The 25368-nt window shown below is 63.8% G+C and carries 26 protein-coding genes and 1 pseudogene; 11 read left to right on the plus strand and 16 right to left on the minus strand.

Going from position 1 to position 25368, the window contains the following annotated elements:
• Positions 1-183: 183 nt before the first annotated feature.
• The 3 genes from XH98_RS36290 to XH98_RS36300 all read left to right on the plus strand — a co-directional run bounded on the left by XH98_RS36290 (position 184) and on the right by XH98_RS36300 (position 1487).
• A complete protein-coding gene (locus XH98_RS36290; RefSeq protein WP_271621392.1) occupies positions 184-306 on the plus strand; it encodes a hypothetical protein in 123 nt (40 codons plus the stop codon).
• Between the two features lie 248 nt (positions 307-554).
• The gene (locus XH98_RS36295) at positions 555-1073 is read left to right on the plus strand and encodes a hypothetical protein (protein WP_271621393.1); all 519 of its coding nucleotides are present in this window, start codon (positions 555-557) and stop codon (positions 1071-1073) included.
• A 21-nt stretch (positions 1074-1094) separates the two neighbouring features.
• Positions 1095-1487, plus strand: a complete 393-nt coding sequence (locus XH98_RS36300) for a hypothetical protein (protein ID WP_271621394.1) — start codon at positions 1095-1097, stop codon at positions 1485-1487.
• Between the two features lie 156 nt (positions 1488-1643).
• Here XH98_RS36300 and XH98_RS36305 read toward each other — a convergent pair whose 3' ends face one another.
• From XH98_RS36305 to gabT, 9 genes and pseudogenes are all read right to left on the minus strand, one after another.
• On the minus strand, positions 1644-2648 hold the full coding sequence (locus XH98_RS36305) for a hypothetical protein (protein ID WP_271621395.1): 1005 nt from the start codon (positions 2646-2648) through the stop codon (positions 1644-1646).
• 26 nt (positions 2649-2674) lie between these two features.
• Positions 2675-2929 (minus strand): hypothetical protein, encoded by a 255-nt coding sequence (locus XH98_RS36310; protein ID WP_271621396.1) that lies wholly within the window; start codon positions 2927-2929, stop codon positions 2675-2677.
• Between the two features lie 225 nt (positions 2930-3154).
• The gene (locus tag XH98_RS36315; protein WP_271621397.1) at positions 3155-3982 is read right to left on the minus strand and encodes an ABC transporter permease; all 828 of its coding nucleotides are present in this window, start codon (positions 3980-3982) and stop codon (positions 3155-3157) included.
• Entirely contained in the window at positions 3979-5241 is a 1263-nt protein-coding gene (locus XH98_RS36320) for an ABC transporter permease (protein WP_271602499.1), read from the minus strand. The genes XH98_RS36315 and XH98_RS36320 overlap by 4 nt, the downstream gene beginning before the upstream one ends.
• Before the next feature lie 85 nt (positions 5242-5326).
• Positions 5327-6397 carry an ABC transporter substrate-binding protein gene (locus XH98_RS36325; protein WP_057754284.1) on the minus strand — a complete coding sequence of 357 codons (1071 nt, stop codon included), beginning with the start codon at positions 6395-6397 and terminating at the stop codon, positions 5327-5329.
• A 47-nt stretch (positions 6398-6444) separates the two neighbouring features.
• Positions 6445-7542, minus strand: a complete 1098-nt coding sequence (locus tag XH98_RS36330; RefSeq protein ID WP_442868672.1) for an ABC transporter ATP-binding protein — start codon at positions 7540-7542, stop codon at positions 6445-6447.
• 171 nt (positions 7543-7713) lie between these two features.
• Positions 7714-7827: pseudogene (gene purU / locus XH98_RS36335) on the minus strand (formyltetrahydrofolate deformylase); the annotation flags it as partial.
• Between the two features lie 34 nt (positions 7828-7861).
• On the minus strand, positions 7862-9331 hold the full coding sequence (locus tag XH98_RS36340; RefSeq protein WP_271602501.1) for an NAD-dependent succinate-semialdehyde dehydrogenase: 1470 nt from the start codon (positions 9329-9331) through the stop codon (positions 7862-7864).
• Between the two features lie 10 nt (positions 9332-9341).
• On the minus strand, positions 9342-10625 hold the full coding sequence (gene gabT, locus XH98_RS36345; RefSeq protein ID WP_271621398.1) for a 4-aminobutyrate--2-oxoglutarate transaminase: 1284 nt from the start codon (positions 10623-10625) through the stop codon (positions 9342-9344).
• Between the two features lie 176 nt (positions 10626-10801).
• On the opposite strand from gabT, the gene XH98_RS36350 reads away from it, so the two are divergent.
• Positions 10802-11773 carry a LysR substrate-binding domain-containing protein gene (locus XH98_RS36350; RefSeq protein ID WP_271621399.1) on the plus strand — a complete coding sequence of 324 codons (972 nt, stop codon included), beginning with the start codon at positions 10802-10804 and terminating at the stop codon, positions 11771-11773.
• A gap of 116 nt (positions 11774-11889) precedes the next feature.
• Here XH98_RS36350 and XH98_RS36355 read toward each other — a convergent pair whose 3' ends face one another.
• The 4 genes from XH98_RS36355 to XH98_RS36370 all read right to left on the minus strand — a co-directional run bounded on the left by XH98_RS36355 (position 11890) and on the right by XH98_RS36370 (position 16365).
• The gene (locus XH98_RS36355) at positions 11890-13452 is read right to left on the minus strand and encodes a DUF4403 family protein (protein WP_271621400.1); all 1563 of its coding nucleotides are present in this window, start codon (positions 13450-13452) and stop codon (positions 11890-11892) included.
• A gap of 112 nt (positions 13453-13564) precedes the next feature.
• Entirely contained in the window at positions 13565-14410 is an 846-nt protein-coding gene (locus XH98_RS36360) for an SMP-30/gluconolactonase/LRE family protein (RefSeq protein ID WP_271602507.1), read from the minus strand.
• Positions 14411-14474: 64 nt separating this feature from the next.
• Entirely contained in the window at positions 14475-15113 is a 639-nt protein-coding gene (locus XH98_RS36365) for a Vgb family protein (protein WP_271602508.1), read from the minus strand.
• A 31-nt stretch (positions 15114-15144) separates the two neighbouring features.
• Positions 15145-16365, minus strand: coding sequence for a helix-turn-helix domain-containing protein (locus XH98_RS36370; protein WP_271621401.1), 1221 nt, complete (start codon positions 16363-16365; stop codon positions 15145-15147).
• A 99-nt stretch (positions 16366-16464) separates the two neighbouring features.
• On the opposite strand from XH98_RS36370, the gene XH98_RS36375 reads away from it, so the two are divergent.
• Together XH98_RS36375 and XH98_RS36380 are read left to right on the plus strand one after the other, a co-directional pair.
• A complete protein-coding gene (locus tag XH98_RS36375; RefSeq protein WP_271602510.1) occupies positions 16465-17250 on the plus strand; it encodes a DUF899 domain-containing protein in 786 nt (261 codons plus the stop codon).
• Complete coding sequence (locus tag XH98_RS36380) at positions 17247-17522, plus strand: hypothetical protein (RefSeq protein ID WP_271602511.1); 276 nt, start codon at positions 17247-17249, stop codon at positions 17520-17522. The genes XH98_RS36375 and XH98_RS36380 overlap by 4 nt, the downstream gene beginning before the upstream one ends.
• Positions 17523-17575: 53 nt before the next feature.
• Here XH98_RS36380 and XH98_RS36385 read toward each other — a convergent pair whose 3' ends face one another.
• Complete coding sequence (locus XH98_RS36385; protein WP_271621402.1) at positions 17576-18082, minus strand: GNAT family N-acetyltransferase; 507 nt, start codon at positions 18080-18082, stop codon at positions 17576-17578.
• Positions 18083-18173: 91 nt separating this feature from the next.
• On the minus strand, positions 18174-18878 hold the full coding sequence (locus XH98_RS36390) for a L,D-transpeptidase (protein WP_271602513.1): 705 nt from the start codon (positions 18876-18878) through the stop codon (positions 18174-18176).
• Between the two features lie 274 nt (positions 18879-19152).
• On the opposite strand from XH98_RS36390, the gene XH98_RS36395 reads away from it, so the two are divergent.
• The 3 genes from XH98_RS36395 to XH98_RS36405 all read left to right on the plus strand — a co-directional run bounded on the left by XH98_RS36395 (position 19153) and on the right by XH98_RS36405 (position 21721).
• Positions 19153-20205: a glycosyltransferase family 4 protein gene (locus XH98_RS36395; RefSeq protein WP_271602514.1), complete on the plus strand. Its 1053-nt coding sequence runs from the start codon at positions 19153-19155 to the stop codon at positions 20203-20205.
• A gap of 33 nt (positions 20206-20238) precedes the next feature.
• Positions 20239-20928 (plus strand): class I SAM-dependent methyltransferase, encoded by a 690-nt coding sequence (locus XH98_RS36400; protein ID WP_271621403.1) that lies wholly within the window; start codon positions 20239-20241, stop codon positions 20926-20928.
• A gap of 133 nt (positions 20929-21061) precedes the next feature.
• Positions 21062-21721, plus strand: coding sequence for a hypothetical protein (locus tag XH98_RS36405; protein ID WP_271602516.1), 660 nt, complete (start codon positions 21062-21064; stop codon positions 21719-21721).
• A gap of 179 nt (positions 21722-21900) precedes the next feature.
• Here XH98_RS36405 and XH98_RS36410 read toward each other — a convergent pair whose 3' ends face one another.
• Entirely contained in the window at positions 21901-23565 is a 1665-nt protein-coding gene (locus XH98_RS36410; RefSeq protein WP_271621404.1) for an aminotransferase class III-fold pyridoxal phosphate-dependent enzyme, read from the minus strand.
• A 35-nt stretch (positions 23566-23600) separates the two neighbouring features.
• Between XH98_RS36410 and asd the strand changes: the two genes are divergently transcribed.
• On the plus strand, positions 23601-24464 hold the full coding sequence (gene asd / locus XH98_RS36415; protein ID WP_271621405.1) for an archaetidylserine decarboxylase: 864 nt from the start codon (positions 23601-23603) through the stop codon (positions 24462-24464).
• Between the two features lie 69 nt (positions 24465-24533).
• Positions 24534-25097, plus strand: coding sequence for an NUDIX hydrolase (locus tag XH98_RS36420; protein WP_271602519.1), 564 nt, complete (start codon positions 24534-24536; stop codon positions 25095-25097).
• The last annotated feature ends 271 nt before the right edge of the window (positions 25098-25368 follow it).

Below are 25368 nucleotides of genomic sequence, written 5' to 3' on the forward strand. Positions count from 1 at the left end.
CGAGGCCTTGTGCGAGGAGATCAGGAGCGCTGTCCGGTGATCCGCACCCGCAGCGGCATCAAGGATCACCCGGCGCTGAAGCACGAACTCGCGAACCGCGCCTTCGTGGTCCGGACGCTGAGCCGACTGGGCTAACTACGAACCGGTACGCGCCTCGCCCGGTCGTCCGCCGGGAAGCGCGCCATGAGCTCGGCCGAGCGGGAGCTGCTGCACCGGGCGGCCAAGCCCAACGTCAGCGACGAGATGGTCGGCTTGTTCGCGACCGGCATGGAGATCGTCGCGGCCGGCGATCATCAGCGGTGGTAAGAGCACGGCAGCCGGCGCGCCGAATATCTGGCCATCAGCAAGAAGCTAGACTGGTCTTTGATCGGCGTCGTCGGCGGCCCCTCCGTGTTTTATCCCGCGCTGGACGGCCCGCCGCCGGGCTACCTGATGTCGCCCATGGCGTGTATCAGGACTGGCCGATCATGCAGGCTTGGCGGAAGGCGCCGCTGGCCGCGCTGGCGGCGAGAAATAAGCAGCATTGACCTCCTTACGGTGTGCGAATTAGACCAGTGATTTGGGGCTTGATGAATGCTGGGGCACCGGGGGCGATGAACAGTCTTAGTCCTTTCCAACCAAAGCGCGATGCACCGTTGACCGGCGGTGCGCGCTTCATTCGCGGCTTCACTCGGATCGGCGCGGTCGTTGCCGTGCTGGTGGCTGTGATCGGCCTCGCGATTACGTACGGTATCGTCAACGAGGGCTACAGTAGAGAAGTGAGCGTCCAAAGGAACGCTCAGTGCATCGCGCGGCTGTCACGCGCGGGCTACGTCTTCAAACTGAAATATCCATCGATCGACAGCCGAACGCTCGACTACGACGTGAACGGTTGCTCGGACTACGGCCTCTATGGCAAGTCGGTAGGCGAGATCATTGCAATCGCAGACTCGCCGGCTCCGACATTCATGACGAGCGAGGCAGCTTCCGCGCTCGGGATGGGCCTGATCATCACCGGCATCTGTGCCATCGTTGCCTATGTCCTCTTCTGGGTGATTGGCTGGGTGTTCGCCGGCTTCACGAGGGACGCATAGCTGTAATAGAGGGCTGGAAACGTGGCTCAATCTGACGATGGTGCTGCAGTATATTTTCTTTTTGGGTCGGTAGCTCTTTGGTTCTTTGCTCCAGACAGTTGGACGAATGCGCTCTGGTATGGCGTCAAATACCAAGTTGGCTTTGACAAGGTCCAGACGAGCACCAAACCAAAAGACTGCGACTTCATGCACGCGCCTCTCGGCGACAAAGGCTGCAGTTACAAGGCGCATGTGAAGGCCTATAATGCGAGCGGTGCGTTGGTCAGCGGCGAGGACGCGCCAAAATATGGGCGCGATAGCAAAACCGGAAGCTCCATCATCTCTTATAACGACGGCAAGACGTGGGACTGGTATGCAGGGGATGTTCCTGATCCTAAAGTGGCATCCGTCGTGGTTTTTTGGCTCAAGGAGTAGGCGGACTATGCCTGCGCCTCGGCAAGATCGCCGGAGCCGACCGCCCATGCATTCGTTCGAGATCGCCGGCACTGAACATCGGCCGACGTGCCGACGCATCAGCGAGGCCCGCAAGCGATCTGAACGGCTGCGCCGAAAATCTGGGAGAGCATGGAGTTACCGTGGGCCAAACAAGTCTGGTTCTCGCGAAACAGGAGCGATCATCAGGTCGGTATTTGAATGGCCCTTGAGCGTCGTCGTTTCCACTTGCTTGTCGTCAGTTGCGAGCAATTCCGGCTGGCCGAAGGCCTCTATGGCTTCGACAACATCGACGACAGGGAACTCGCGCCGCTCAACCAGAATCCTCACGACCTCTCGATGCGCCGGACGCGGCAGCGAGACCTCTTTGGGCATTTGCCCGTCCGCATCAATGAAAGCCTGTACGATGCGCCAACCCTCGTAAAAGGTCTGCATGAAGTCTTCATCGTGATGCAGCGGGCAGATGATGAGGTTCTTTCCGTCGTCCTTCCGAACGATGTCTTTTGCGCCTTGCTTCGTCGGCACGATGCCGATGCGAAGTCCAGCGGCCCCCTCAAGTTGAGACGGATTGATCTTCACGGTCGTCGCCACCCAACGTTCTACATCGGTGTAGCCGACGAACAAGTCAGCTTTCCAAAGACCGCGAATTGAGTATGGCAGCGCCAGTCGCGTCTTTCTGTTTCGGAATGCTCCGGCGATCTGGTTAAGGTGGCGCTTCAACTTCGCGGGTTGGCCGCGCGTCCCGTACAGAAGCCGCGAATCATCTGTGAGGATGTCACCCGCAGTGTCGATTAACTGCTGCGTTCCGGTTTTTTCGAGGCCGAACAACAGCGAGCGAGGGGGCGCTTGCCCGTTCAACTTACACAGCTTTGCCGCGTCTTCTATCCGCTCAAGCACGCGGGCATCGCCCCTGCTGATCGCCTCATGCACTGCGTACTCAAAGCAGATGCCACAGTCGCCATCGCCAGCTTTGTAGAGCCGAGGTAGCATCTTCAGCTTGATCTGATCATATCCGCCCGCCTCGGCAACTATATCGGCCTTCAAGGCATAGAGAGTGCCCGTAAGAATTGGGCGAACCACGGCAGTGAGCGCCAACACTTCATCGCTCACTGGATTCAGTTGCACTTGTTCACGTATCCGCATGCATTCCCCAGCGGCGAAGTCGCGGCCTACGTCCGGTCGTGACGACGGGGGTCGCCATTGCCCTTAGCAAACGCTTCTCTGAGCGACGCAAGTGCCTCTGCTCGTCGGCGTGCATTGTTGCGGCGACGGATGATGCCGCGAATGGTCTCGCGACTGAGGTCGAACTCCTTGCCAAGCGCAGTTAACGACAGACCGGAGGCGCGGCCCTCTTCGTAGAGGGCGCAAATGCGCTTGTTCCGCTCGGTGACGTGAGGATAGCGGTCGCTAGGCACGCTGAGCATTCTCCCAAAGGCTGCTCACAGTGTAGCTGATTCTCTCTTGTAGCCACTGCGCGTGGCCGGACCCGTACTTCTCCGCCTCGGCGTAGCAGTACCCCACTAGAATATTTGGGACGTTCGAGAGCCCCCGCCGGCGAGACCGAAAGGAGGCGGCCTCGCTGTTGACCGTTGATATCATTGCACTATTTTCGCTATCTCGGCTCCCGCAAGGGAAGAAGGAAGAGGGCATTACGCGCCGCCCTTGAGCCGCTCGTTACGCCGGCGCAGGCCCTCCAGCGTCGCGAGCAGGATCACCGAGACCGTCGTCAGGATCACCGCGGCTGCCGTGATGGTCGGGCTGATGTTCTCGCGGATGCCGCTGAACATTTCGCGCGGCAAAGTGCGCTGCTCGGGCCCTGCCATGAACAGCACGATCACCACCTCGTCAAAGCTGGTCGCGAAGGCGAACAGTGCACCCGATGCGAGTCCCGGCAGGATCAGCGGCAGGATCACCCGGCGGAACGCCAGAAGCGGCGAGGCGCCGAGCGAGGCGGCGGCGCGGGCGAGGTTGGTGTCGAAGCTTTGCAGCGTCGCGCCGACCGTGATCACCACGAACGGCGTTGCCAGCGCGGTGTGAGCCAGGATCAGGCCGAGATAGCTGCCGGTGAGGCCAATCGGCGCGAAGAAGAAATAGAGACCGACCGCGGTGATGACGCCGGGCACGACCACCGGCGACAGCACGAAGGCCAGCACCAGCGGCTTGAACCGGCTCTTCCACTGCGCCAGCCCAAGGGCTGCCAGCGTGCCGAGAACCATCGACAACAGCGTCGAGGCCACGCCGATGATCATGCTGTTCTTCAGCGAGTTCATCCAGCGCGGTGAGCTGATGAAGTCGTCGTACCAACGCAAGGAGAGACCCGGCAGCGGATAAGTGAGATACGAACCCGAGCTGAAGGACAGCGGCATGATCGCCAGGATCGGCGCGATCAGGAAGATGAAGACCAGCGTCGAGATGACGATGGTTGCGGTCCAGGCGATGCGCTGGCTGGGTGTGCGCAAGGAGGAAGCGTCGCTCAATTCTTCATCCCTCCCGTCACCTGCTGGCCCTGCACCAGCTTGCCATAGACGAGCGCGAGCAGGACGGTCGCGAGCAGCAGCACCGCGCCCAGCGCCGAAGCCAGGCCCCAATTAGCTGTTTCGGTGGTGTAGAGCGCGATGAAGTAGCTGATCATCTGGTCGGCGGCGCCGCCGACGAGGGCCGGCGTGATGTAATAGCCGAGCGCCAGGATGAAGACGAGCAGGCTGCCCGCGCCGATGCCGGGCAGGGTTTGCGGCATATAGATCCGCAGGAAAGCGGTGATGGGCGATGCACCAAGCGAGGCGGCGGCACGCATATAGGCCGGCGAGATCGCCTTCATGCTGCTGTACAGCGGCAGGATCATGAACGGCAGCAGCACGTGGGTCATGGCCACGCAGACGCCGAAGCGGTTGTAGATCAGGCGCAGCGGCTCATCGATGATGCCGAGCCAGTGCAGGCTGTCATTGACGACGCCCTTGCTTTGCAACAGCACGATCCAGGCGCAGGTTCGAACCAGAAGCGAGGTCCAGAACGGCAGCAGCACGAAGATCATCAACAGGTTCGACCGGCCCGGCGGCAGCGTCGCCAGCAAATAGGCGACCGGGAAGCCGAGGACCAGGCAGAGCACCGTGACACCGAGGCTGATCAGGAAAGTGCGGCCGAAGACATCGCGGTAGATGGCCTGATCCGGCGGAGCCGCGACGATCGCGCCGTCCGCGTTCCTGACAAGGTCGAGCGCGCCCAGCAGGTAGAAGCTGGTGACCGGACCACTGGCGCCCCTGATCGTCGTCCAGGTGGCGCGGTCGCGCCAGGCCGGGTTGATCTTGCCCAGCGTCTCCTTGGCCGTGCCCGGCTCCGGCATCGCTTTCAGATTGCGTGCGGTGCTGGTGAGGATCGTGCGAAAACCGTTTTGGGCATAGTTGAGCCGCTTGGCGGCGATGGCGATGGTGCCGGCCGTGCGCGCCGCCTCGATGTCGCTTGCCAGGGCGGCATAGGCCTTTTCGTCCGGCACATCCTTGCCGTCCCAACTGGCGAGAGCCGCGACCGTCTGCGGTAGAACCTGGCGCACCTCGTGGTCATCGACCGCGTGCCACAGCATGCCGGCGATGGGCCCGGCGAAGGTGAACAGCAGAAACAGCAGCAGCGGCAGAACCAGCGCCAGCGCCTTGATCTGGCGCGCGCGCTCCGCCCGCTTCAGGCGGCGCTTGAGCGACACGTTGGTCTTCACATCGGCGCCGGTGAGGGAGGCTGCTGTCATGGGTTGATCATTTCAGGCAAGGGGCGGTGCGCCGGCGAAAGGGTCTCGCCCCTCCGCCCGCGCCGCACGCCGGTTCGATCGCGCGCTATTTCGCGGCCCATTTGTTGAAGCGCTCGGTCAGCTTGTCGATGTTTTCGAGCCAGAAGGCGACGTTGATCTCGACCGCGTTCTTGATGTTGTCAGGCGCCGTCGGCAGATCCTTCAGGACGGCCGGCGGGATCAGGGCGGCGGCATCCTTGTTCGAGGTGCCGTAGGCAATGTTCTGCGACAGCTTGGACTGGTTTTCCGCCTTGCCGACGAAGTCCAGGAATTTGTAGGCCGCGTCCTTGTTCGGGCTGCCCTTCAGGATGACCCAGCTGTCGAGCGTGAACAGCGCGCCGTCCCACACCATGCCAAAGTTCTTCTTCTCGTTCTTGTTCGCAGTGTCGATCCGGCCGTTGTAGACCGAGGTCATGGCCACCTCGCCGGAGGCGAGCAATTGCGGCGGCTGGGCGCCGGCCTTCCACCAGACGAGGTCGCCCTTGATGGTGTCGAGCTTCTTGAACGCGCGATCGACGCCTTCGTCGGTCGCCAGCACCTTGTAGACGTCCTTCGGCGGGACGCCGTCGGCCATGAGGGCGATCTCGAGTGTGGTCTTCGGGCCCTGGCGCAAGGCGCGCTTGCCGGGGATCTTCTTGGTGTCGAAGAAGTCGGCCCAGCCATTGGGCGCTTCCTTCAGCTTGTCCTTGTCGTAGCCGAGCACGAAATCATAGAGGATGGCGCCGACGCCGCAGGGATTGACCGACGGCTGGATATAGGCGGCCTCGCCGCCGATCTTGGAATAATCCAGCTTCTCGTAGAGGCCTTCCTCGCAGCCGACCGCGAGCTCGTCGCTCTCGACCTGCACGACGTCCCAGGTGGCGGCGCCACCCTGCACCTTGGCGCGCAACACGCCGACGCCGCCGTCCCAGGATTCGTCGTTCATGGCAATGCCTGACGCCTTCTTGAACGGCTCGAAATAGACCTTCTTCTGCGCGTCCTGATAGGCGCCGCCCCACGACACGACGGTGAGGTCACGCGCCTGCGCAACCGTCGCCAGCGCCGCGCTGGCGGTGAACGCCGCGACGAAACCCAGAGCAATCTTGCCAGTCATCTTGCTGGTCTTGCGCTTCAGCATGGTCGTTGTCCTTCTTCTGGTGAGTTGCGTTGAGGTTGATCGGTCAATCAAACGGGGTCGAGCGCGAGGCAGTCCTCGGGGCGGAAGCTGATGAAGACGCTTTCACCTGATCTCAGCCGGTCATGCGCGCCTGGCTGCAGCTTGACCATGAACTCTGTATTCCCGGCGACATCGAGCACGGCCAGCGCATGGTCGCCGAGATAGATGGTGTTCTGCACCTTGGCCGGCAGCCGGTTCGCACCGTCGCTGGAGGCGCCGTCGGGGACAATCGCGACCCGCTCCGGCCGCACCGACAGCGAGGTCGCAGCTCCCGCGCCCGAGACGTTGACCGCACGGGCCATGACGGTGCCGCCGGCGGCCAGCAAGACGCGGCAATAATCCTTGTCTGTTGTCTCGACCGTGCCTGACAGCACGTTGTTCTCGCCGACGAAATTGGCGACGAAGCTGTTCACCGGGCGCTCGTACAGCGCATCGGGCCTGTCGATCTGCTGCACGATGCCGTCGTTGAACACGGCGATGCGGTCCGACATGGTGAGCGCTTCGCTCTGGTCGTGGGTGACGTAGACGACGGTGATGCCCATGGTCTCGTGCAGCTGCTTGATCTCCAGCTGCATCTGCTCGCGCAGGCGCTTGTCGAGCGCGCCGAGCGGCTCGTCCATCAGCACCAGCTGCGGGTTGAACACCAGCGCGCGCGCCAGCGCCACGCGCTGCTGCTGGCCGCCGGAAAGCTGCCCGGGCCGCCGCTGCGCCAGCGTTTCCATCTTGATCATGCGCAGCGCCGCCTTGACGCGCTCCTGCGTTTCCGCCTTGCTCGTCTTGCGCACGGAGAGCGGGAAGGCGACGTTCTCCTCGATCGTCAGGTGCGGAAACAGCGCATAGTTCTGGAACACCATGCCGATGTCGCGCTTGTGCGGCGGCATGTTCTTGATCGGGCGGTCGGCGAGGTAGATCTCGCCCTGGGTCGGCACCTCGAAGCCGGCCAGCATCATCAGCGTGGTGGTCTTGCCCGAGCCCGAGGGGCCGAGCAGCGTGATGAACTCGCCCTTTTTGATGTCGAGATCGAGGTGCTTCACCACGAGGTGCTCGCCATCATAGGTCTTCTGAATGCCGGAAAAGCGCACCAGGATGGGCGCGGGCATGGCCATGCTGCCTTGAATGGCGTCCTCTCGTGCTGCCGGCATATCCTGAGCGGTCGCCATCATCGATCAGAACTTCCGGAAGGTGTGCGCGTGTCGGCCTTGGTTATCGAAAAGTCGTGGCCGCTCGTCATGACTATCAATGTCTCCGGATAGGGTTGTCGAGACGGGAGCGTCGTCCAATTCTGTCTGAGCAAAGGAGCCTGGACTGGCCGGGAATGCCACTGCCTTGTTTCCGTTCATGGTCACGCGCTGGTGGATGTGGGCATGAATTGCACGAGCCAAACGCCTCGACCAAGAGCAACGTAGCCATCGCCCGCCTCGGATTTCAAGCCCGAACTGCAAGACATGCGTATTTCAGTTCAGTAAATTCGAGAATCCCATGGTGCGATCCTTCGCGGGAGTTGCCGCTCTCTTTCACTCCGCCGAAGGGAGCGAGCTCGGTTGAAATCAGGCCCGTGTTGATCCCGACGATTCCGAAGTCGAGTCTCTCGAGGACGCGAAAGATGCGGCTGACGTCGCGGGAGTAGAGGTAGGCGGCGAGCCCCGATGTCGTGCTGTTTGCCGCCGCGACGACCTCGTCCTCGCTCCTGAAGCGAAAGATGGGGGCAATCGGACCGAACGTTTCTTCCTGGCTCAGAAGCATCTCGTCGGTCGCGCCTTGAAGTACGGTCGGCTCAAAAAAAGTGCCACCAAGGGGGTGGCGCTGACCGCCAATGACGATTGAGGCGCCCTTGGACACGGCATCGTCAAGATGCGCCTCGACCTTGGCCAATGCCCGTTCGTTGATGAGAGGCCCCTGCTCGACATTGTCATCGAGTCCATCGCCCACGCGCAGCGTGGCGACCTTGGCAGCCAGTTTCTTCACGTAAGCGTCGTGAACACCATCCTGAACGTAGATCCGGTTGGTGCAGACGCATGTTTGTCCCATGTTTCTGTATTTTGAAACGAGTGTACCTTCGACGGCACCATCAAGATCGGCGTCGTCGAAAACAATGAACGGCGCATTACCACCGAGTTCAAGAGCAACTCTTTTGACGGTCGCCGCCGCCTGAGCCATCAACACCTTCCCAACAGCCGTGGAGCCCGTAAAACCCACGAGGCGCACCGCCGGATGCGTCGTAAGAACCGAGCCGATCTCCTTGGCATCTCCGGTGATCACATTCAGCGTTCCGGCAGGAAACCCGGCGCGATGGGCGAGCTCGGCGAGAGCGAGCGCCGTGAGCGGCGTTTCCGGCGCGGGCTTCACCACGGCGGTACAGCCAGCCGCGAGCGCCGGAGCGATCTTGCGAGTGATCATGGCAGCTGGAAAGTTCCAGGGCGTGATGGCCGCCACGACTCCAATCGGACGCCGCTGCACTAAAATGCGCGCGTCTGCACGATGCGAGGAAAGGAGCTCCCCAGCAACCCGCTTTGCTTCTTCTGCGTAGAATTCGATGTAGGCCGCCGCGTAGTCGATCTCTCCTCGTGCCTCGGCGAGTGGCTTCCCCTGCTCACTGGTGAGAATGATCGCGAGATCCTCGCGCGCGGCAACTACGAGATCGAACCAGCGGCGAAGGATTGCGCTCCGCTCCTTGCAGGTTCGTGCCGCCCAGGGCCCAAAGGCAGCGGCAGCAGCCTCGACTGCATTCGTCGTTTCCTGAGCGCCGACACCGGACACAGCTGCAATCACTTGTCCATTCGCAGGATTCTTGACGGTGGTGTTTGCGACACCGACAAATTGACCGTTGATGTAAGCCTGCAACCTCAGAAGCGAACGGTCGGCAAGCCGTTCGACAAGCGGCATCGATTTCAGCATGGGCTTGTACTCAGCGCGCGTTGGCGAGGGCGTTTTGAAGCTTGGCAAGCCCCTCGATCAGGAGGGTGTCCGATATCGTGAGTGGCATCAGCAATCGGATGGTATTGGCATGTGCGCCACAGGCCAGGAGAATCAGCCCCTGCTTCAAGGCCTCCTGAATCACCCGTTTTGTCCCGTCGGGATCGGGCTCCGCGGCCCCGCCCGACTTCAATACATCGAATGCGACCATCGCTCCTGGGCCGCGAACGAACCCAATTGGAATCGTATCGTTGCGCCGCGCGATGTGCTGAAGCTCGTCCCGCACCAGCGCGCCAAGCCTGTTGGCTCGGTCGAGCAGTTTTTCCTCGACAATGACATCGAGAACCGCAAGCGCTGCTGCGCACGCTATCGGGTTACCGGCATACGTGCCGCCCAGACCACCGGGCTCTGGAGCCTCCATGATGGCCGACCTCCCGATGACGCCGGAAAGCGGAAATCCGCCGGCGAGGGATTTCGCAATCGTGACGAGATCGGGTTCGATGCCGGAATGCTCGATGCCAAACATCTTTCCGGTGCGCCCGAATCCGGTCTGCACCTCATCGGCGATCAGGACGATACCTTCGGCGTCGCAGATGCGTCGTAACGCGGCAAGCAGTTCGGCCGGAGCCGGGTGAAACCCACCCTCGCCCTGAACCGGCTCGATGATGACCGCCGCAACGTTCGCCGGTTCGACGTCCGCACGAAACAGATGGTCGATCGCGTTCAAAGTGTCGGCGACCGACGTTCCATACTGCGGCACCGGGAAGGGGACGTGCCAGACTCCGGCCGGCATCGGACCGAACTTTTTCTTGTAGGGCGCAATCTTTCCCGTCAGCGCACTCGTCATGAGAGTACGGCCATGAAAACCGCCGGAAAACGCGATCACGTCCGTGCGGCGCGTGTGGGCGCGCGCGATCTTCACGGCGTTCTCGACCGCCTCCGCGCCGGTCGAGAACAAGATGCTCTTGGCATCGCCCTTGAAGGGCGCAAGTTTACCGAGTCGTTCGCACAGGGCCACATAGGGCTCGTAAGGGATGACCTGGAACGCGGTATGAGTGTAGGCGGCCAATTGAGCCTGAACCGCCTTCAGAACCGCGGGATGTCTGTGCCCGGTGTTCAGGACCGCTATGCCGCCGGCGAAATCGATAAAGCGATTGCCGTCCGCGTCCCATAGCTGGGAATTGTCCGCGCGAGTGGCAAAAACGGGAAACGCGGAAGCGAGCCCACGTGGAATTGCAGCGGCACGACGGGACTGGAGCAGAGCGTTATCGGACACGAGCTACTTTCCTCCTGAATTCGGAAAAGGCTACCTTCCTTCACGGCGTGGCCGGTATCGTTTTGATTGCGACGCAGTGGTTCACGAGACGCACCACCATTGATTCCGGAGGCGGTGGTGCATTACAGTTTCCACTGAAGAGCAGGGGCGAGACGATGAAGTCACTTACGAGGCCTATGCCGAAAGCCAACGGTGCAGAGGATGTCCCCCTCGAATCGCCCAGAATGCCACCACTGATCATGGTCCGGGCATTCGAGGCGGCGGCGAGAGCCGGAAGCATGCGGAAGGCTGCCGACGATATTGGCGTAAGCCACACCGTCATCAGTCGTCACGTTCGAAACCTAGAGGTTTGGTCTGGTCGGAAGCTGCTCGATACCGGGCCACGGGGTACCCTGCTGACACAGGAAGGCGCGATTTTTTACCGAGCCGTATCCGAGGCATTTCAAATCATCGCCGCTGCGGCGGTCGAGTTGCGCCCCCGCACGCGCAGGGGCATGTTGCGCATCTGGGCAATGCCGGGCCTTGCAACGCGCTGGCTCGCTCCACGCTTGTCTGAGATCGAACGGACGCTGGCTGGTGCAGATATTGTCCTCAGGGCGATCGATCGGTTGCCGGACTTCTCGAAGTCGGAAGCAGACGTGATGATCGGTTTCGGTTCAAAAGCCGACCTGCCCGCGGGCGCAACGTGGCTGATCAGTCCGAGAGCGTTCCCGGTTGCGAGCAAGGTCTGGATCGAGAAAAACGGGCAGCCGGAGAACTTGGCAGAGCTCTCGAGACTCCCGTTGATCCACGAGGAGAGCCGCCAACAGTGGACGAATTGGTTCAAAGGCGCCGGCTACAAGCTAAGAACCGCACTGAAAGGGCCCCTGCTCTGGGACGCCAACATGGCAATAGACGCCGCCTTGGCGGGCCAAGGCATCGTCTTGGCTTCCCGCCTTACCGTTGCTCGAGAGATCGATGGCGGAAACCTCGTCGAGCTTCTAGGCACCAACGTTAAGCTCAATGGATATTATCTTCACATTAGGCCGGAGCGCTCTCATGCCCCTCTTATAGAGGGGTTTCGTTTATGGCTCGAGGACGGCCTGCGAAAGGAAGAGCAAAGCAGGCAAGATTTCAAGCATGTCTCGGTGCACCACGCACGTTCCTGATCAGTTCGGCGCTGACATCTGCATTCGCAATCCGCGAAGTTCGGGGGGAGGGCTCCGCTTTACGTCATGGCCGATGACGGCCGTCGGGACGCGCGCGGACCCGCCGAGAAGGCGCGCTACGGCAGCTTCGTCAGCGAGACGTTCAGCGTCCCGCCGGCTTCCGCAACCACGCGCAGCGTCCTGGAATCGAAGGCGATGTCGGTCAGCGTGAGGCTGTCGATCTTGGCGTCGATCCTGAGGCCGTCCTCGCTCTTCTGGTAGTCGGCGATGGCGGCTGCGATCTTCTCGCGCGCATTGGCGGCGATCGGCTTCAGGTCGAGCGTCGCTTTCTGCACCAGCGCCTGCTGCATCTGCGGCACCACCGCGCGGGCCGCGGCGCCGAGCAGGCCGAAGGCCGCCTCGGATTCCACCGCGAGCCGGATGTCGGCAAGCCGCAGCGTCTGCTGCGCCTGGTCGAGCATCGGCCGGCCCCAGATGTGCACGGTCGCCTCGGCACCCAGGCCGAGCCAGCTCTTCTTCTCCTTGGCGCGCACCAGCAGCGAGATCAGCAGGCGATCGCCTGAGGGGATCACGTTGACGCTCTTCACGGTGACGTCGACCGGACCGGAGCCGTCCTCGGGATAGGTGTTGCCGACCATTTGCGCCGCGATCAGCTTGTTGATCTCGGTGAAGGGCACGTCGATGGGAACGCCGATGTTCACGCCGGTGCCGGTCGGCGGCACGATCGAGATCTTGTCGGGGAAGGGGCAGTCCGGCTTGGTCTGCGCCGAGGTCACGCGCGTCTCGGCCTCGAGGCCGAGCAGCAAGGTCACGGCCTGCGCGTCGACGCGCGGCTGCGCCGCAATGGCGCGGGTCGGCTTCATCTCGAGCCAGAGCGGCGGCAGCGCCGCCGAGGAGCCGGTGCCCTGCAGCGGGATCGAGCGGCAGGCCTTGGCCCATTGCACCCTGGCATTGTCGCGCAGGCTGGGATCGTTGCGGATGCGCTCGGCGACGACGTTGAGCTGCTCGCCAACGGTCTTGTCGATCAGCGGCTTGACCTGCGCCGGCACGTTGACCTTGGCGCCGGCGACGTTGACGTTGGTGTCGCCGAGATTGACCTGCGCGCCCAAATTCGGCTCGAGGTGCCAGGCGGCCGCGAGCTTGGGGCGCGAGGTGACGACCACGCTGCCCCTGATCTCGGCGCTGGCATTCAAATTCTTGATGTTGACGGCGCCGATCCGTTTCGCCGCGTCGCCGCCGAGCACGCTGCCCAGGGCATCGCCGAGCGCGCCGGTGGCCTTTGCCGACAGCGACCCTGTTACGTTCAGCTTGCCGGTGATCGGTGTCGACAGCGTCAGCACGTCCTTGTCGCCGGTCGCCGACATTGGCCCGCGGGCGGCGCTCCAGCCGATATCGGCGTTCTCCAGGATCTGCGAGATCGGGTTCTCGGCCTTGCCGGCGAAATTGCGCGGCGAGGCCTTCTCGGCCTGGTCGCGGATCGCCGACAGCGCGATCGCGACGGGTGCCACCACGATCGAGCTCTTCGCGGCCGGCGGCAGCGGCGGCAATTGTGCGATCGGCGGCGCCGAATTGACCGCGCGCGGCGAAAGCCAGTCCATCGCCTTCAGGCTGATGAAAAACGACGCCGCCAGCACCGCAACAGCGATCAGCACGGTCTTCAAATTCAACGTCAGACGCATCGATCCCCCAGGCCGCCCAACGGGGATTTTACAGGGCGGGCGAGGAGGGCGCTAGAGCGCACCGGTGGGGTGGAATTGCGGCAAACGGGTTAACGGAAGCGGCGGCTGTGTCTCAGGGGTAGCCCGCGCCAGGCGCATCCACCGTGACGGCGTCGATCCGCGCGGAGGACTTGCCGCGCCGCAGGTCCTCATGCGAGGTCGCGGCGCTGATGCAGAACAAGGTTCGCCGGTCGGGGCCTCCGAGCGCGCAAGCAATGGCGCGGCGGCCGGGGACAGTGATGCGCCGCAGTTCCTGCCCGCCGGCGTCGATCCGGATGAAGGCATCCTCGGAATAGGCGGCAACCCAGACCGCGCCGTCTTGGTCGAGGCAGATGCCGTCCGGCTCCTTGCCGCAGGGCAGCCTGCGGCGGAAGGTGAGGCTGCCATCGGGCGCCATCTCGTAATCGGCGACGCATTCGCCATCCATCTCCGCGACGACGAGCCGGCGATGGTCGGGCGAGATCGCGATGCCATTGGGAAAGCGCAGTCCCTCAGCGACGACGCGCGTCGCGCCGTCCGGTGCGACCTGGATGATGCGCCCGTCGGCGCCGCGATCCGGCGGAGGCGGGAAGTTGAAGCCGAGATCACCGACATAGGCGCGCCCGAGCCCATCGACGATCATGTCGTCGATGACACCGGTCGCGACGCGCGACAGATCAGCATAAAGCGACAGCTTCTCGTCGGCGAAGACGAACAGGCGCTTGCGAAACATGGTCAGGACGATCAGCCTGCCATCGGGCAGGAAGCCGGTGCCGCACGGCATGTCGTCCTCGAACGTTGCGTGCGTTCTGCATTGGCCTGCGGTGTCGATGCTCAGCAGCGTCCGCGCCAGGCAGTCGACGAACCAGAGGCGGCCATCATGCCAGCGCGGGGCTTCGTAATATTTGCCGCCGTCGAGCAGCGTGGCCAGCGCGGTCATTGGTTTCTCCCGAAGGGCGGTGCCATATCTTTACACCGTGATCACGGGACCCGGCTATCGCGAGTTAGCTGCGCCGGGGGCGGCGGACCGCTCTCACCTTGCCGCTGTCGCCGCCGCCGCAGAACAGCTGGTCGCCGCCGTCGGATTCCAGCCCCGAGACCATCGTCCCTTCGGGCATATCGAGCTGCTCGAGCACCTTGCCCGTATCAGGATCGATCCGCCTGAGGTCGCTGTCATCGCCTTCCCAGGTGCCATGCCAGAGCTCGCCGTCGACCCAGGTCACGCCGGTGACGAAGCGCTTGCTCTCGATGGTGCGGAGGATCTTTCCCGTCTCAGGGTCGACCTGATGGATCTTGCGCTCGCGATATTGCCCGACCCAGAGCGAGCCTTCAGCCCAGGCCAGCCCGGAATCGCCGCCACCGCCCGGTGCGGGAATCGTGCTGACGATCGCACCGCTCGCCGCGTCGATCTTCTGGATGCGATCCTCCGCGATCTGGAACAGGTGACGGCCATCGAACGCCGTGCCCGCATGTGCGGCGACGTCGATCGAGCGCGAGATCTCGCCGCTCGCGGGATCGAGGGCGTTCACCTTGTCGCCGGACGCGAACCAGACCTGGCTGCCGTCATAGGTGACGCCGTGCACGGACTTGACGTTCGAAAAAGGCCCGTACTCGCGGATGATCTCGGCGGCTGATCGTTTCATGGTGTGGTCCCTGTGCGGCGATCAATGAATCCTACGCTTTCAAGAGCGGCGAGGGGAGTAACAAGCCTGTCGGGAAACCCGGGACCGGCGGGGTCATCCAGCGCCGTGCCCTGCCATGGCCGAACGACTGCACCTTGTTCGATCGCGCCAGCTCCTCGAGCGCCCGCTGCACGGTGCGTGCGCTCATACGAAGCGCGAGCGCGAGCGCCGAGCTCGACCATGGCTCGCCATCGGCAAGAATGGCAAGGACGGCGGCGTGCTTCTCCTCGACCGGGCGCGCCAGCACGATGACGTCGCGGGTCTTTCGCGGCGCCAGCTCGAAGCCCTGTTTTGTGGCGCTGATCTCGGCCAGCGGCTTGAGCTGGGTGCGGAGCCGCCCGATCTCGACGCGCAAGCGCGCGCGGTGCGACTCGTCGGCGTGCCTCGCCTGGAACGCGCCTGAGATCAGCGCCTCGCGCGAGACATCTTCGGGCCATGCCTGCGCCAGCAGACGGGCGAGCGCGAACAGTACGGGCCGCGTTCCGAGCGGCACGGCGATGCCCTGCCTGCGCACGACATGATGAAAGGTGTCGACGACGAGCGCGGTCGAGGTCGCGAGGCGCTCGACCTCGCCGAGCAGCAGCGGGTGCTCGCTGCCGCGTGCGATCAGGCGCGCGGCCGGCGTCTTCAGAATGAGGCTTGCGCCGTCGACCTCGGCCACCAGCGCCGGGATGTTGGCCCGTCGCGCAGCGCGGGCCGCGAGGTCAAGCGCCGCGCGCGCCTCGTTCGATTTGAGCCGCCTGATGGCGATGCCGGCGACCACGAGCTCGCGCACGACCTGGGACGCAGGCGGCAGCGGGCAGGCGCGGATCTCGGCCAGCGTCCGCGCCGCCTCGTCGATGCGTCCGAGCAGGAGCAGGCGGCGCGCCTCGATATGGCCGGCATGGGCGGCATTGGCGAGATCGCCGTGGCTTGCCAGCGTCGCCCGCGCCGCTGTGAGCGCCTTCGCCGGCCAGTTCAGGTCGCGCGAGACCAGCGCGATCTCGGCCTCCGCCACCACGCATCTGGCCCGCGCGACCGCCTCTCGCGGCCCGAAGGCGCGGGCGGCGCTGCGCAGCAGCGCCTTGGCTTTGGCGAGATCGCCGAGCTGAGCCATCGCGATGCCGCGCAGCGCCAGCGAGGGCGCATCGTTGCGCAATGCGACGCGGTTCAGCGCGCCGAGCGGATCGCCGGCCTCCAGCGCACGTGCGGCGGCCGTGATCAGCGACTCCATGAAAATCCCGCCACACTTGTTACTCCCACCGTGCGCACTTGCGGTGCGACAACTCCCGCACGGCCGACGATGTGCGGCGAGCGAGAGATTTGGAGAGCCATGATGACATCAGCCAACAAAGCAGCGACCAACGGACAGCCCGCCATGCTAACACCGCCAGTGGTCTCGCCGGAGGAGTGGGAAGCAGCCCGTCAGGTGCTGCTGGTGAAGGAGAAGGCACATACCCGCGCCCGCGACGCACTCGCCGCCGAACGCCGGCGCATGCCGTGGATGGAAGTGACCAAAACCTACGCATTCGAGACGCCATCGGGCAAGGCCAGTCTGCTCGATCTGTTCCAGGGCCGGAAGCAGCTGATCCTCTACCGGGCGTTCTTCGAGCCTGATGTGTTCGGCTGGCCCGACCATGCCTGCCGCGGCTGCTCCATGGTGGCCGACCAGGTCGCCCATGTCTCGCACCTGAACGCCCGCGACACCACGCTGGTGTTCGCCTCGCGGGCTCCGCAGGCGGATATCGCGCGGCTGAAGGCGCGGATGGGCTGGAACATTCCGTGGGTCACCATCACCGACAGTTTCGATGCCGATTTCGGCGTCGGCGAGTGGCACGGCACCAACGTGTTCTACCGCGACGGGAAGCGAATCTTCCGTACCTATCTGATCAAGAGTCGCGGCGACGAGCAGATGGGCGGCACCTGGAACTATCTCGACATCACCCCGCTCGGCCGCCAGGAGGTATGGGAGGATTCGCCTCCGGGCTATCCGCAGACGCCGACCTACAAATGGTGGAACTGGCACGACAGCTACGAGGCGGGTGCGGAGCCCGACAAGAAATGGGTCGAGGTCTCCGACGCCGGCGAGATCGCGCTCCGCACACCGGGTGCCCAATGAGCGACGTCCATCCCGGCAGCGCCAGGCGTGACGGCAGCGAGGCCGCATCCCAGCTTGCCCCATCCCATCTTGCTCGGTGGCTGGGCCTTGCGGCCACGCCGACCTTCGCGGCCATGGCGGTCCTGACGGCCGCCTTCAGTGGCGGCCCGGCGGACATGCTCTGCTCCGCCGGGCACGGGCTGTCGCTGGGCGGGATGGCGCCGATGTATCTCTTGATGAGCGCGTTCCATTCGGCGGCGTGGCTGCGGTTGCTCTCGGGGCGGCTGGCATAAGAGATCATCGGTGCGGATCGAAGACGGCCCTGGTCTCTCCTGGGCCGTCTTTGTTATTTGCCGCTTCCGTCGACGAATAATTCCATCAGGACTTCATCGAAATATCGGCCGTTCTGCTTCAACGCCTTCACCTCGCGGCCGTATTCGACGAAGCCGGCGGCCTTGTAGAGGCGTAACGCCGGTTCGTTCTGGCTCGCAACGGTCAGCTGGAGCTTTTCAACGTGCTTGGCGGCATGGGCAATCACCGTATCGACGAGACACCGGCCTACGCCGGCTCTTCCCGCCTGGTGTCGCACATACATGCCCCAGAGATCGGCCTTGTGCATGGTCTGGGGACCATCCTGCCGGTGGAAGCCGGCTATGCCGACGATCTGGCCGTCGATGAAGGCGCCGAACACGTCCGAACTGGTGAGACGTTCCTCGAACCAGGCGAGCGGCTTTTCCTGCTCGCGCGCGAAGGTGCTGGAGAAAGCCTCGGGATGCGCCTCCAGCGCTTCCAGCCTGATCGCACGGTAGAGAGCGGCATCAGCGGGTGTGAGCAGCCTGATCATGCGAGTCATGATATCCCACGACGAACCATGTGGCCTCAAACGAAAACGGCCCCGGTCTTGCCGGGGCCGCTTGCATTCTATTTTCTTCCAGGACCTCGCGTTACCTCAGCTCCGCGCGCCGCTCGGTCATCGGCAGCACGATCACCTTGGTGCCGACGTTGACGCGGGCGTAGAGGTCGGAGACGTCGTCATTGGTCAGGCGGATGCAGCCGGAGGAAACGTGCTTGCCGATCGTGTCGGGAGCGTTGGTGCCATGGATGCGGTAGACGGTGCCGCCGAGATACATGGCGCGGGCACCTAACGGGTTGCCGGGGCCGCCGGCCATGTGGCGCGGCAGATAAGGCTGGCGCTGGATCATTTCCGGCGGCGGGGTCCAGTCCGGCCACTCCGCCTTCTTGGTCACCGACTGCGTGCCGGACCAGGTGAAGCCGTCACGGCCGACGCCAATGCCGTAGCGGATCGCCTGGCCGTTACCGAGCACATAATAGAGATAGGTGTTGGGCGTATCGATGATGATGGTGCCTGGCGCTTCGCGCGTCGCATATGAAACGGTCTGGCGGCGGAAGCGGGCCGGCGTCTCGACGGCATCCTGGTTCTCTGATGGCGCGGCCTGGTAGGTCGGCGCAGAATAAGGCTGATAAGGCTGAAGCGGCTGTGGCGCAGTCATCACCGGCAGCGGCTGGAAGAACGGGAAGAGCTGCACGGGCGCGGCTTTTGCCGGGCCGGCACATGCGATTGCAGCAACGGCCACTGCACTGACGGCAACGGCGCGCGAATACGTCCTGAACGTGTCCAGATTGAACATTGGTCGCCCCTGTTTGCGTGGTGTTTCTTGGTCACCCCGGCACCGTTGCGGTGCTCCGTTGCTTAAGTTCCTAACGGAAACAAGTTTCGGGACGTTTGCGCGGAAAATCGAAAACGGTTTCATCGCGGCAAGGATTGTTTCATGACAGTTTCGTGGCCGCGAAGGTTCGTTAACGAACAAAACACTGGGCCGACATTTCTGTGACGTCACACGCCTGAAATATCCGTGGTTGATGGTCGATGCCTGAGAATCATCAAACTCTCGGGATTTCCCCATGCGGGTATTAATCGCGACCGACGCCTGGCATCCGCAGGTCAACGGTGTGGTCCGGACATTGACCTCGCTGGCTGCCGCCGCCAAGGCGCTCGATGTCGAGATCGACTTCCTGACGCCTGACGGCTTCAGGTCCTGGCCGCTGCCGACCTATCCGGGCATCCGCATTGCGTTGCCGAGCGGGAAAGAGATCGCGCGGCGGATCGAGAAGGCCGCCCCTGAAGCGCTGCACATCGCCACCGAAGGCCCGATCGGCTGGGCCGCACGGGCCTATTGCCGCCGCAACCGCCTCGCTTTCACGACGTCCTACACCACGCGCTTTCCGGAATATGTCTCGGTGCGAACCGGCATCCCCGATGCCGTCGGCTACGCCGTGTTGCGCCACTTCCACGATGCCGCCGCAATGACCATGGTAGCGACGCCGTCGCTGCGGCAGGAGCTTTCGGCGCGCGGCTTCAAGCGCCTCGGCTACTGGGGGCGCGGCGTCGACACCGAGCTGTTTCATCCTGATTCCCCGGCCGAGCTCGATCTGCCGCGCCCGATCTTCATGACCATGGGGCGCGTCGCGGTCGAAAAGAATCTCGAAGCCTTCCTCTCGCTCGATCTGCCCGGCACCAAGGTGGTCGTCGGCGACGGACCGCAGAAGGCCGCGCTGGAGAAGAAATATCCTGATGTGGTCTTCCTCGGCGAGAAGAAGGGCGCCGATCTCACCGCGCATCTCGCCGCCGCTGACGTGTTCGTGTTCCCGAGCCTCACCGATACGTTCGGCGTGGTGCAGCTCGAGGCGCTCGCCTGCGGCACGCCGGTTGCGGCATTCCCCGTGACGGGACCGAAGGACGTCATCTCCGATCATCCGATCGGCGCGATCGACCATGATCTGCGCGCCGCGTGCCTGCGCGCGCTCACCATGTCGCGCGAGACCTGCCGCGACTTCGCGCTGGAGCGCTCCTGGGAAAACAGCGCGCGCCAGTTCGTCGGCAATCTCACCTCACTTCAGCCCAGCCGCGCCTTGCGCGCTTCACCTCGCATGGCGCAGCGGCCGGTGCGCGGGTGATCCATATTTTGACCCAAAGCGAGAACCTCATCGATGGCTAAGATCATGAACCTTGACGGCACCCAGCAGCTCGACCTCACCCGTGGCTCGGTCGAGCAGGCCTATGACCGCTGGGCGCCCGTCTACGATCTCGTGTTCGGCGGCGTGTTCGCCAAGGGCCGCCAGGCCGCGATCGCAGCCACCAACAAGATCGGCGGCCGCGTGCTCGAGGTCGGCGTCGGCACCGGCATCTCGCTGCCGCTCTATGCCCCGCATCTGCGCATCTTCGGCACCGACATTTCGGACGCGATGCTCGACAAGGCCCGCCGCCGCGTTCGCGAGGGCAATCTCAAGAACGTCGAGGGCCTCGCGGTGATGGACGCCGAGAAACTCGAATTCCCCGACAATTCCTTCGACGTCGTGATGGCGCAATATGTCGTCACCGCGGTGCCGAATCCGGAGACGGCGCTGGACGAATTCGCCCGCGTGCTGCGTCCGGGCGGCGAGCTGATCATCCTGACCCGTATCAGCGCCGACACCGGCATGCGCCGTTTCATCGAGCAGAAGCTGCAGCCGGTGGTGCGTCCGCTCGGCTTCCGCACCGCCGAGTTCGCCTGGTCGCGCTACGCCAAATGGCTTGCCGGCGCCAAGGGCATGGAGCTCGCCGAGCGCCGCCTGATTCCGCCGCTCGGCCACTTCTCGCTGGTGCGCTTCCGCAAGGTCGACATCGCCAAGGCAGCTTGAGCAAGGCAGCACCGCTCGCGCGTTCTTTGCGTCATCGCGTCGCTGCACATCGTCATATGACAAAACGATGATGTCACACGCCGTACATCGAATCCCTGTAAATCCTGAACCCGAAAGCATTTTGGGGAAGAGCATGATCAAGAACTATCTCGAGCAGCTGCGGATCCAGCGCTGGGACGACCATCGCTACTATCACCACAGCCGCATCAATCAGAGCCTGCACTTCGTCAGCGCGCTGAGCTTCCTCTTTGCCTATGTCTGGCTGTTCGTCGATCCCATGATCTCGGCGCTGGTCGGCTGGCTGGTCTCGATGACCTCGCGCCAGGCCGGCCACTTCTTCTTCGAGCCGCACACCTACGACCACATCAACCAGGCGACGCACGAGTACAAGGAGGAGATCAAGGTCGGCTACAACCTTCAGCGCAAGGTGGTGCTGATGGCGATCTGGGCGGCATCGCCGTTGGTGCTGGTCGTCGATCCCACGCTGTTCGGCCTGTTCACGCCGTGGGCGAATGCGAGCGACTTCGTCCGCCAGGTCGCCAAGATCTGGCTGGCAGTCGGCGGCGGCGGTCTTCTGTTCCGCACCGTGCATCTGTTCTTCATCCGCGATGTCGAGACTGGCCTCGTCTGGATGACCAAGATCCTGACCGATCCGTTCCATGACCTGATGCTGTATCGCAGAGCTCCGCTCGCCCTGATGCGCGGCGAGCTGATGGATCCCGGCCTGCACCTCAACCCCGAGCACACGCTGGGCTTCATCGACGAGCCCGTGCTCGAAGAGCAGCACGCCTGATACAGCCGTCGCCCAGAACACGAATGTCTATGGCTTACGTCATGCCCGGGCTTGTCCCGGGCATCCACGTCTTGGAGCCGTTGCGCGGAAACACGTGGATGGCCGGGCATAGGCGAGCGGAAGCGACGCCGTCCTTCGGACGGCTGTGCCCGGCCATGACGAGGATGGATAATCCGACCTCAGCGCCCAAGACGCTTGGCCAGCATCTCTTTCAAGATCTGCCGCTTGATGGTCTTGTTGGTGAGTGCGCCGTCGTGCCACCAGAAGCCGTCCGCCTTCATCTTCTCGGCGGCGCGGACGAAGCGATCGGCGACTTCAGTGAAGTCGGCGTCGGTGTAGTTGAGGCTGAAGATCAGACGGCCGGTGCCGACCCAGCTCAACGCCAGGCCTTCGGCGCGCAGGTAATATTGCAGCATCCAGTTGTAGCGGGACGGCGTGGTGTATTTCACTGTCCAGATCGAGGAGAAGTTGGCGAAGCGCACCGGCAAGTCGGCATCCTGCATCATCTGGTTGAGCTTGTTCACGCGCCCGTTCCAGGTCTCCTCCAGCCCGTCATAGACCGCGCGAAAATTCGGGCTGGCGAGCCGGCTCAGGAACTCGTCCATCGCCGTCATGACGTAGGGATGCGAGTTGAAGGTGCCGCGGGCGAAGCAGATGTCGGCGGGACGATCGTCGCGGAAGCGGCGCATCAGGTCCTTCTTGCCGCAGACCACGCCGACCGGCAGGCCGCCGGCGAGGCTCTTGCCGTAGGTCACCATGTCGGCCTTGACGCCGAAATATTCCTGGGCGCCGCCGGCGGCGAGCCGGAAGCCGACAAAGACCTCGTCGAAGATCAGCACGATGCCGCGCTGGTCGCAGACCTCGCGCAGCTTCTTCAGCCATTCGCTGTAGGCCGCGCGGTCGAAATTGCCGCCGCGCGAGGAATCGACCAGCGAGGAATCGCCGGGGGCGTTGACGTTCGGATGCAGGCCCTGCAGCGGATTGACCAGCACGCAGGCGATGTCCTTGCGCGTCCTCAGCACGTGCAGCGTCTTCTCCGACATTTCGGAGAGGGTGTAGGTCTCGTGCGTGGGAAGCGGATTGCCGACGCCGGGCTGCACGTCGCCCCACCAGCCGTGATAGGCACCGGCGAAACGAACCAGATGCGTGCGCTTGGTGTGGTAGCGCGCAAGGCGCACCGCCTGCATCACGGCTTCGGTGCCCGACATGTGGAACGAGACCTCGTCGAGGCCCGAGATCTGGCAGAGCCGCTGCACGTTGTCGAGGATGACGGGGTGGTAGGGACCGAGCACCGGGCCGAGCGCATGCGCGCGCTTCTCGGAACCTTCGATGCACTCCTTGTAGAAGTCATTGCCGAAGATGTTGACGCCGTAGGACCCGGTGAGGTCGTAGAAGGTGTTGCCGTCGACATCGGTGACGGTGACGCCGCTCGAGGACTCCATGAACGCCGAGGTGCCCAGATGCTCGCGGACGAGGCGCGAGAACTGGAAGGGCACGCGGTAGCTTTCGGTGAAGTCGAGGTCGGAGATCGTCTCTGCCGCCGCCTTCGTCATGGCGCGACCCCTGGGGTAGCGATCGGCGTAGATGCGCGCCAGACGGAAGAAGGCGTCCTTGCGTTGCATCACCACATTGGCGGGCGCGCCGTCGCAGCCGAAATATTTGTCACCCTCGAACTCGTAGAACGGCAGCAGCCTGGCCACCCGACGCGACATCTTGGAGTGTCCGGCGAGCGAGCGGTGCTTGGCGCGGGACAACTCGACCCGCGCTTTGATCTTCGGGAGGACGGCGGCAGCAGACGCTGCGGCGGCCACGGACATCGAGAGAATCGGGAGTGTCGTTTCCATGACAACAAGCGCTAAACCTGTGAGCTGACAGATTCATGACAGTCAAAGCCCTCATCGCCTCTTTCACCCAGCAGGAAGACCTCAACTTCCTGCTGACCAACCGCATCCCCCGCGCAGGCTTGACCCGCTTCATGGGCTGGTTCTCCAAGATCAGGAATCCGCTGGTGCGGGATTTTTCCATCGCGCTGTGGAAGCTGTTCTCTGATCTCGATCTGTCGGAAGCGCGCAAGACCCATTTCACCAGCCTGCACGACTGCTTTACGCGCGAGCTGAAGCCGGGCCTGCGTCCGTTCGATCCGGATCCCTCGGTCGTGGCCAGCCCCTCCGACGGCATCGTGGGCGCCCACGGCAAGATCGCCGATACCGAACTGTTCCAGGTCAAGGGCGCGCCCTATTCGCTGCTCGACCTGCTCGGCGATCCCGCGCTGGTCGAGCAGCACCGCAACGGCAGCTTCGTCACGCTGCGGCTGACCTCGAGCATGTATCACCGCTTTCATGCGCCCTATGACGCGCATGTCGAGCGCGTCACGCTGATCCATGGTGACGTCTGGAACGTCAACCCGATCGCCTTGAAGCGGGTCGAGCGGCTGTTCTGCAAGAACGAGCGCGCGGTGATCCGCACGCATTTGTCGACCGGCGAGCCCGTGACGCTGGTGCCGGTGGCGGCGATCCTGGTCGCCAGCATCCGCTTGCACTTTCTCGACATGGTGCTGAACGCGCAGACCAGGGGACCGGTCAATTTTCCTTGCGACGTCAACGTCACCAAGGGCGAGGAGCTTGGCTGGTTCGAGCACGGCTCGACCATCATCATCCTCGCGCCGGGCGATTTTTCGTTCTGCGACGGAGTTGCGGAGGGCACGCGCATTCGTGCAGGTCAAGCGCTGCTGCGGCGGAACTAGTCTTCATTCCGCCGCGTCCTGCGTCTATATCGTCCAGGGGGACGAATTGACGATCCAACGGGATTGGTGATGGCGCGGGCGCCGGTGATGGCGGCGGGTGGTATTGTGTTGCGGCGTGGCGACGCGCCGCTGATCGCGATCGTGCGTCAACGCAAGCGCAATGAATGGGTCTTGCCCAAGGGCAAGCTCGACGACGGCGAAACGCCGAAGCAGGCCGCGCACCGCGAGGTGATGGAGGAGACCGGCCACGACGTCGTCATGCACGAATTCCTGGGCACGCTCGTGTACCAGTCGGGAGGGCGCTCGAAAGCGGTGCATTTCTGGCGGATGGAGGCCGAGGGCGGCCAGGTCCGGAAGTTGATGAACGACATCAAGGCGGTCGATTGGTTGCCGCTGGACGACGCGCTCGCGCGCCTCTCACGCGAATATGAGCGCGCCTTTCTCACCCAGGTCGGGCCGATCGCGATCGCCGCGGCCGGCCTTGCACCGTCACCCGCGCCCGTACCGACGCTGGCCGCCGACGAGACCGACGCAACGTTGCAGACGCTGACACCGGGCGAGGCTGCATCCGCCGACGCGCTGCGGTACGGCCTGTTGCAAAAGGTGCGCGCCTGGCTGCGCGGCGAGGCGTGAGCTAGCTCTCTCCGCGAGTCCGGAATCGTAGGGTGGGCAAAGGCGCACTTGCGCCGTGCCCACCACCTCTCTCCGTCGCGAAAGATGGGTGGGCACGCTTCGCTTTGCCTACGAGAGCTTCGCGCGCGACGAAGAGCTGAGCTCAATCACCGTTTCTTCTTTTCCTTCGGCGGCGGAGCCAGCGCCGGCTTGCGCGGCGCGGCGGGGCGTTGTGCGCCGGGCAGGCGCTGCTGGAAGCCGGGCTGGCGTGGCGCGGCGCCTTGTTGCGGCT

The organism is Bradyrhizobium sp. CCBAU 51745 (assembly GCF_028128715.1).
GTDB classification, from domain to species: domain Bacteria; phylum Pseudomonadota; class Alphaproteobacteria; order Rhizobiales; family Xanthobacteraceae; genus Bradyrhizobium; species Bradyrhizobium manausense.

Bases quoted from the DNA above. Each gene is read 5' to 3' on its own strand.
- XH98_RS36310 (WP_271621396.1), bottom strand. From the start codon at position 2,929: ATGCTCAGCGTGCCTAGCGACCGCTATCCTCACGTCACCGAGCGGAAC.
- XH98_RS36325 (WP_057754284.1), bottom strand. From the start codon at position 6,397: ATGCTGAAGCGCAAGACCAGCAAGATGACTGGCAAGATTGCTCTGGGT.
- XH98_RS36350 (WP_271621399.1), top strand. From the start codon at position 10,802: ATGCCGAAAGCCAACGGTGCAGAGGATGTCCCCCTCGAATCGCCCAGA.
- XH98_RS36305 (WP_271621395.1), bottom strand. From the start codon at position 2,648: ATGCGGATACGTGAACAAGTGCAACTGAATCCAGTGAGCGATGAAGTG.
- XH98_RS36390 (WP_271602513.1), bottom strand. From the start codon at position 18,878: ATGTTCAATCTGGACACGTTCAGGACGTATTCGCGCGCCGTTGCCGTC.
- XH98_RS36400 (WP_271621403.1), top strand. From the start codon at position 20,239: ATGGCTAAGATCATGAACCTTGACGGCACCCAGCAGCTCGACCTCACC.
- XH98_RS36410 (WP_271621404.1), bottom strand. From the start codon at position 23,565: ATGGAAACGACACTCCCGATTCTCTCGATGTCCGTGGCCGCCGCAGCG.
- XH98_RS36340 (WP_271602501.1), bottom strand. From the start codon at position 9,331: ATGCTGAAATCGATGCCGCTTGTCGAACGGCTTGCCGACCGTTCGCTT.
- XH98_RS36380 (WP_271602511.1), top strand. From the start codon at position 17,247: ATGAGCGACGTCCATCCCGGCAGCGCCAGGCGTGACGGCAGCGAGGCC.
- XH98_RS36405 (WP_271602516.1), top strand. From the start codon at position 21,062: ATGATCAAGAACTATCTCGAGCAGCTGCGGATCCAGCGCTGGGACGAC.
- XH98_RS36385 (WP_271621402.1), bottom strand. From the start codon at position 18,082: ATGACTCGCATGATCAGGCTGCTCACACCCGCTGATGCCGCTCTCTAC.
- XH98_RS36330 (WP_442868672.1), bottom strand. From the start codon at position 7,542: ATGGCCATGCCCGCGCCCATCCTGGTGCGCTTTTCCGGCATTCAGAAG.
- XH98_RS36370 (WP_271621401.1), bottom strand. From the start codon at position 16,365: ATGGAGTCGCTGATCACGGCCGCCGCACGTGCGCTGGAGGCCGGCGAT.
- XH98_RS36360 (WP_271602507.1), bottom strand. From the start codon at position 14,410: ATGACCGCGCTGGCCACGCTGCTCGACGGCGGCAAATATTACGAAGCC.
- XH98_RS36375 (WP_271602510.1), top strand. From the start codon at position 16,465: ATGATGACATCAGCCAACAAAGCAGCGACCAACGGACAGCCCGCCATG.
- XH98_RS36320 (WP_271602499.1), bottom strand. From the start codon at position 5,241: ATGACAGCAGCCTCCCTCACCGGCGCCGATGTGAAGACCAACGTGTCG.
- XH98_RS36420 (WP_271602519.1), top strand. From the start codon at position 24,534: ATGGCGCGGGCGCCGGTGATGGCGGCGGGTGGTATTGTGTTGCGGCGT.
- asd (WP_271621405.1), top strand. From the start codon at position 23,601: ATGACAGTCAAAGCCCTCATCGCCTCTTTCACCCAGCAGGAAGACCTC.
- XH98_RS36355 (WP_271621400.1), bottom strand. From the start codon at position 13,452: ATGCGTCTGACGTTGAATTTGAAGACCGTGCTGATCGCTGTTGCGGTG.
- XH98_RS36395 (WP_271602514.1), top strand. From the start codon at position 19,153: ATGCGGGTATTAATCGCGACCGACGCCTGGCATCCGCAGGTCAACGGT.
- XH98_RS36365 (WP_271602508.1), bottom strand. From the start codon at position 15,113: ATGAAACGATCAGCCGCCGAGATCATCCGCGAGTACGGGCCTTTTTCG.
- XH98_RS36290 (WP_271621392.1), top strand. From the start codon at position 184: ATGAGCTCGGCCGAGCGGGAGCTGCTGCACCGGGCGGCCAAGCCCAAC.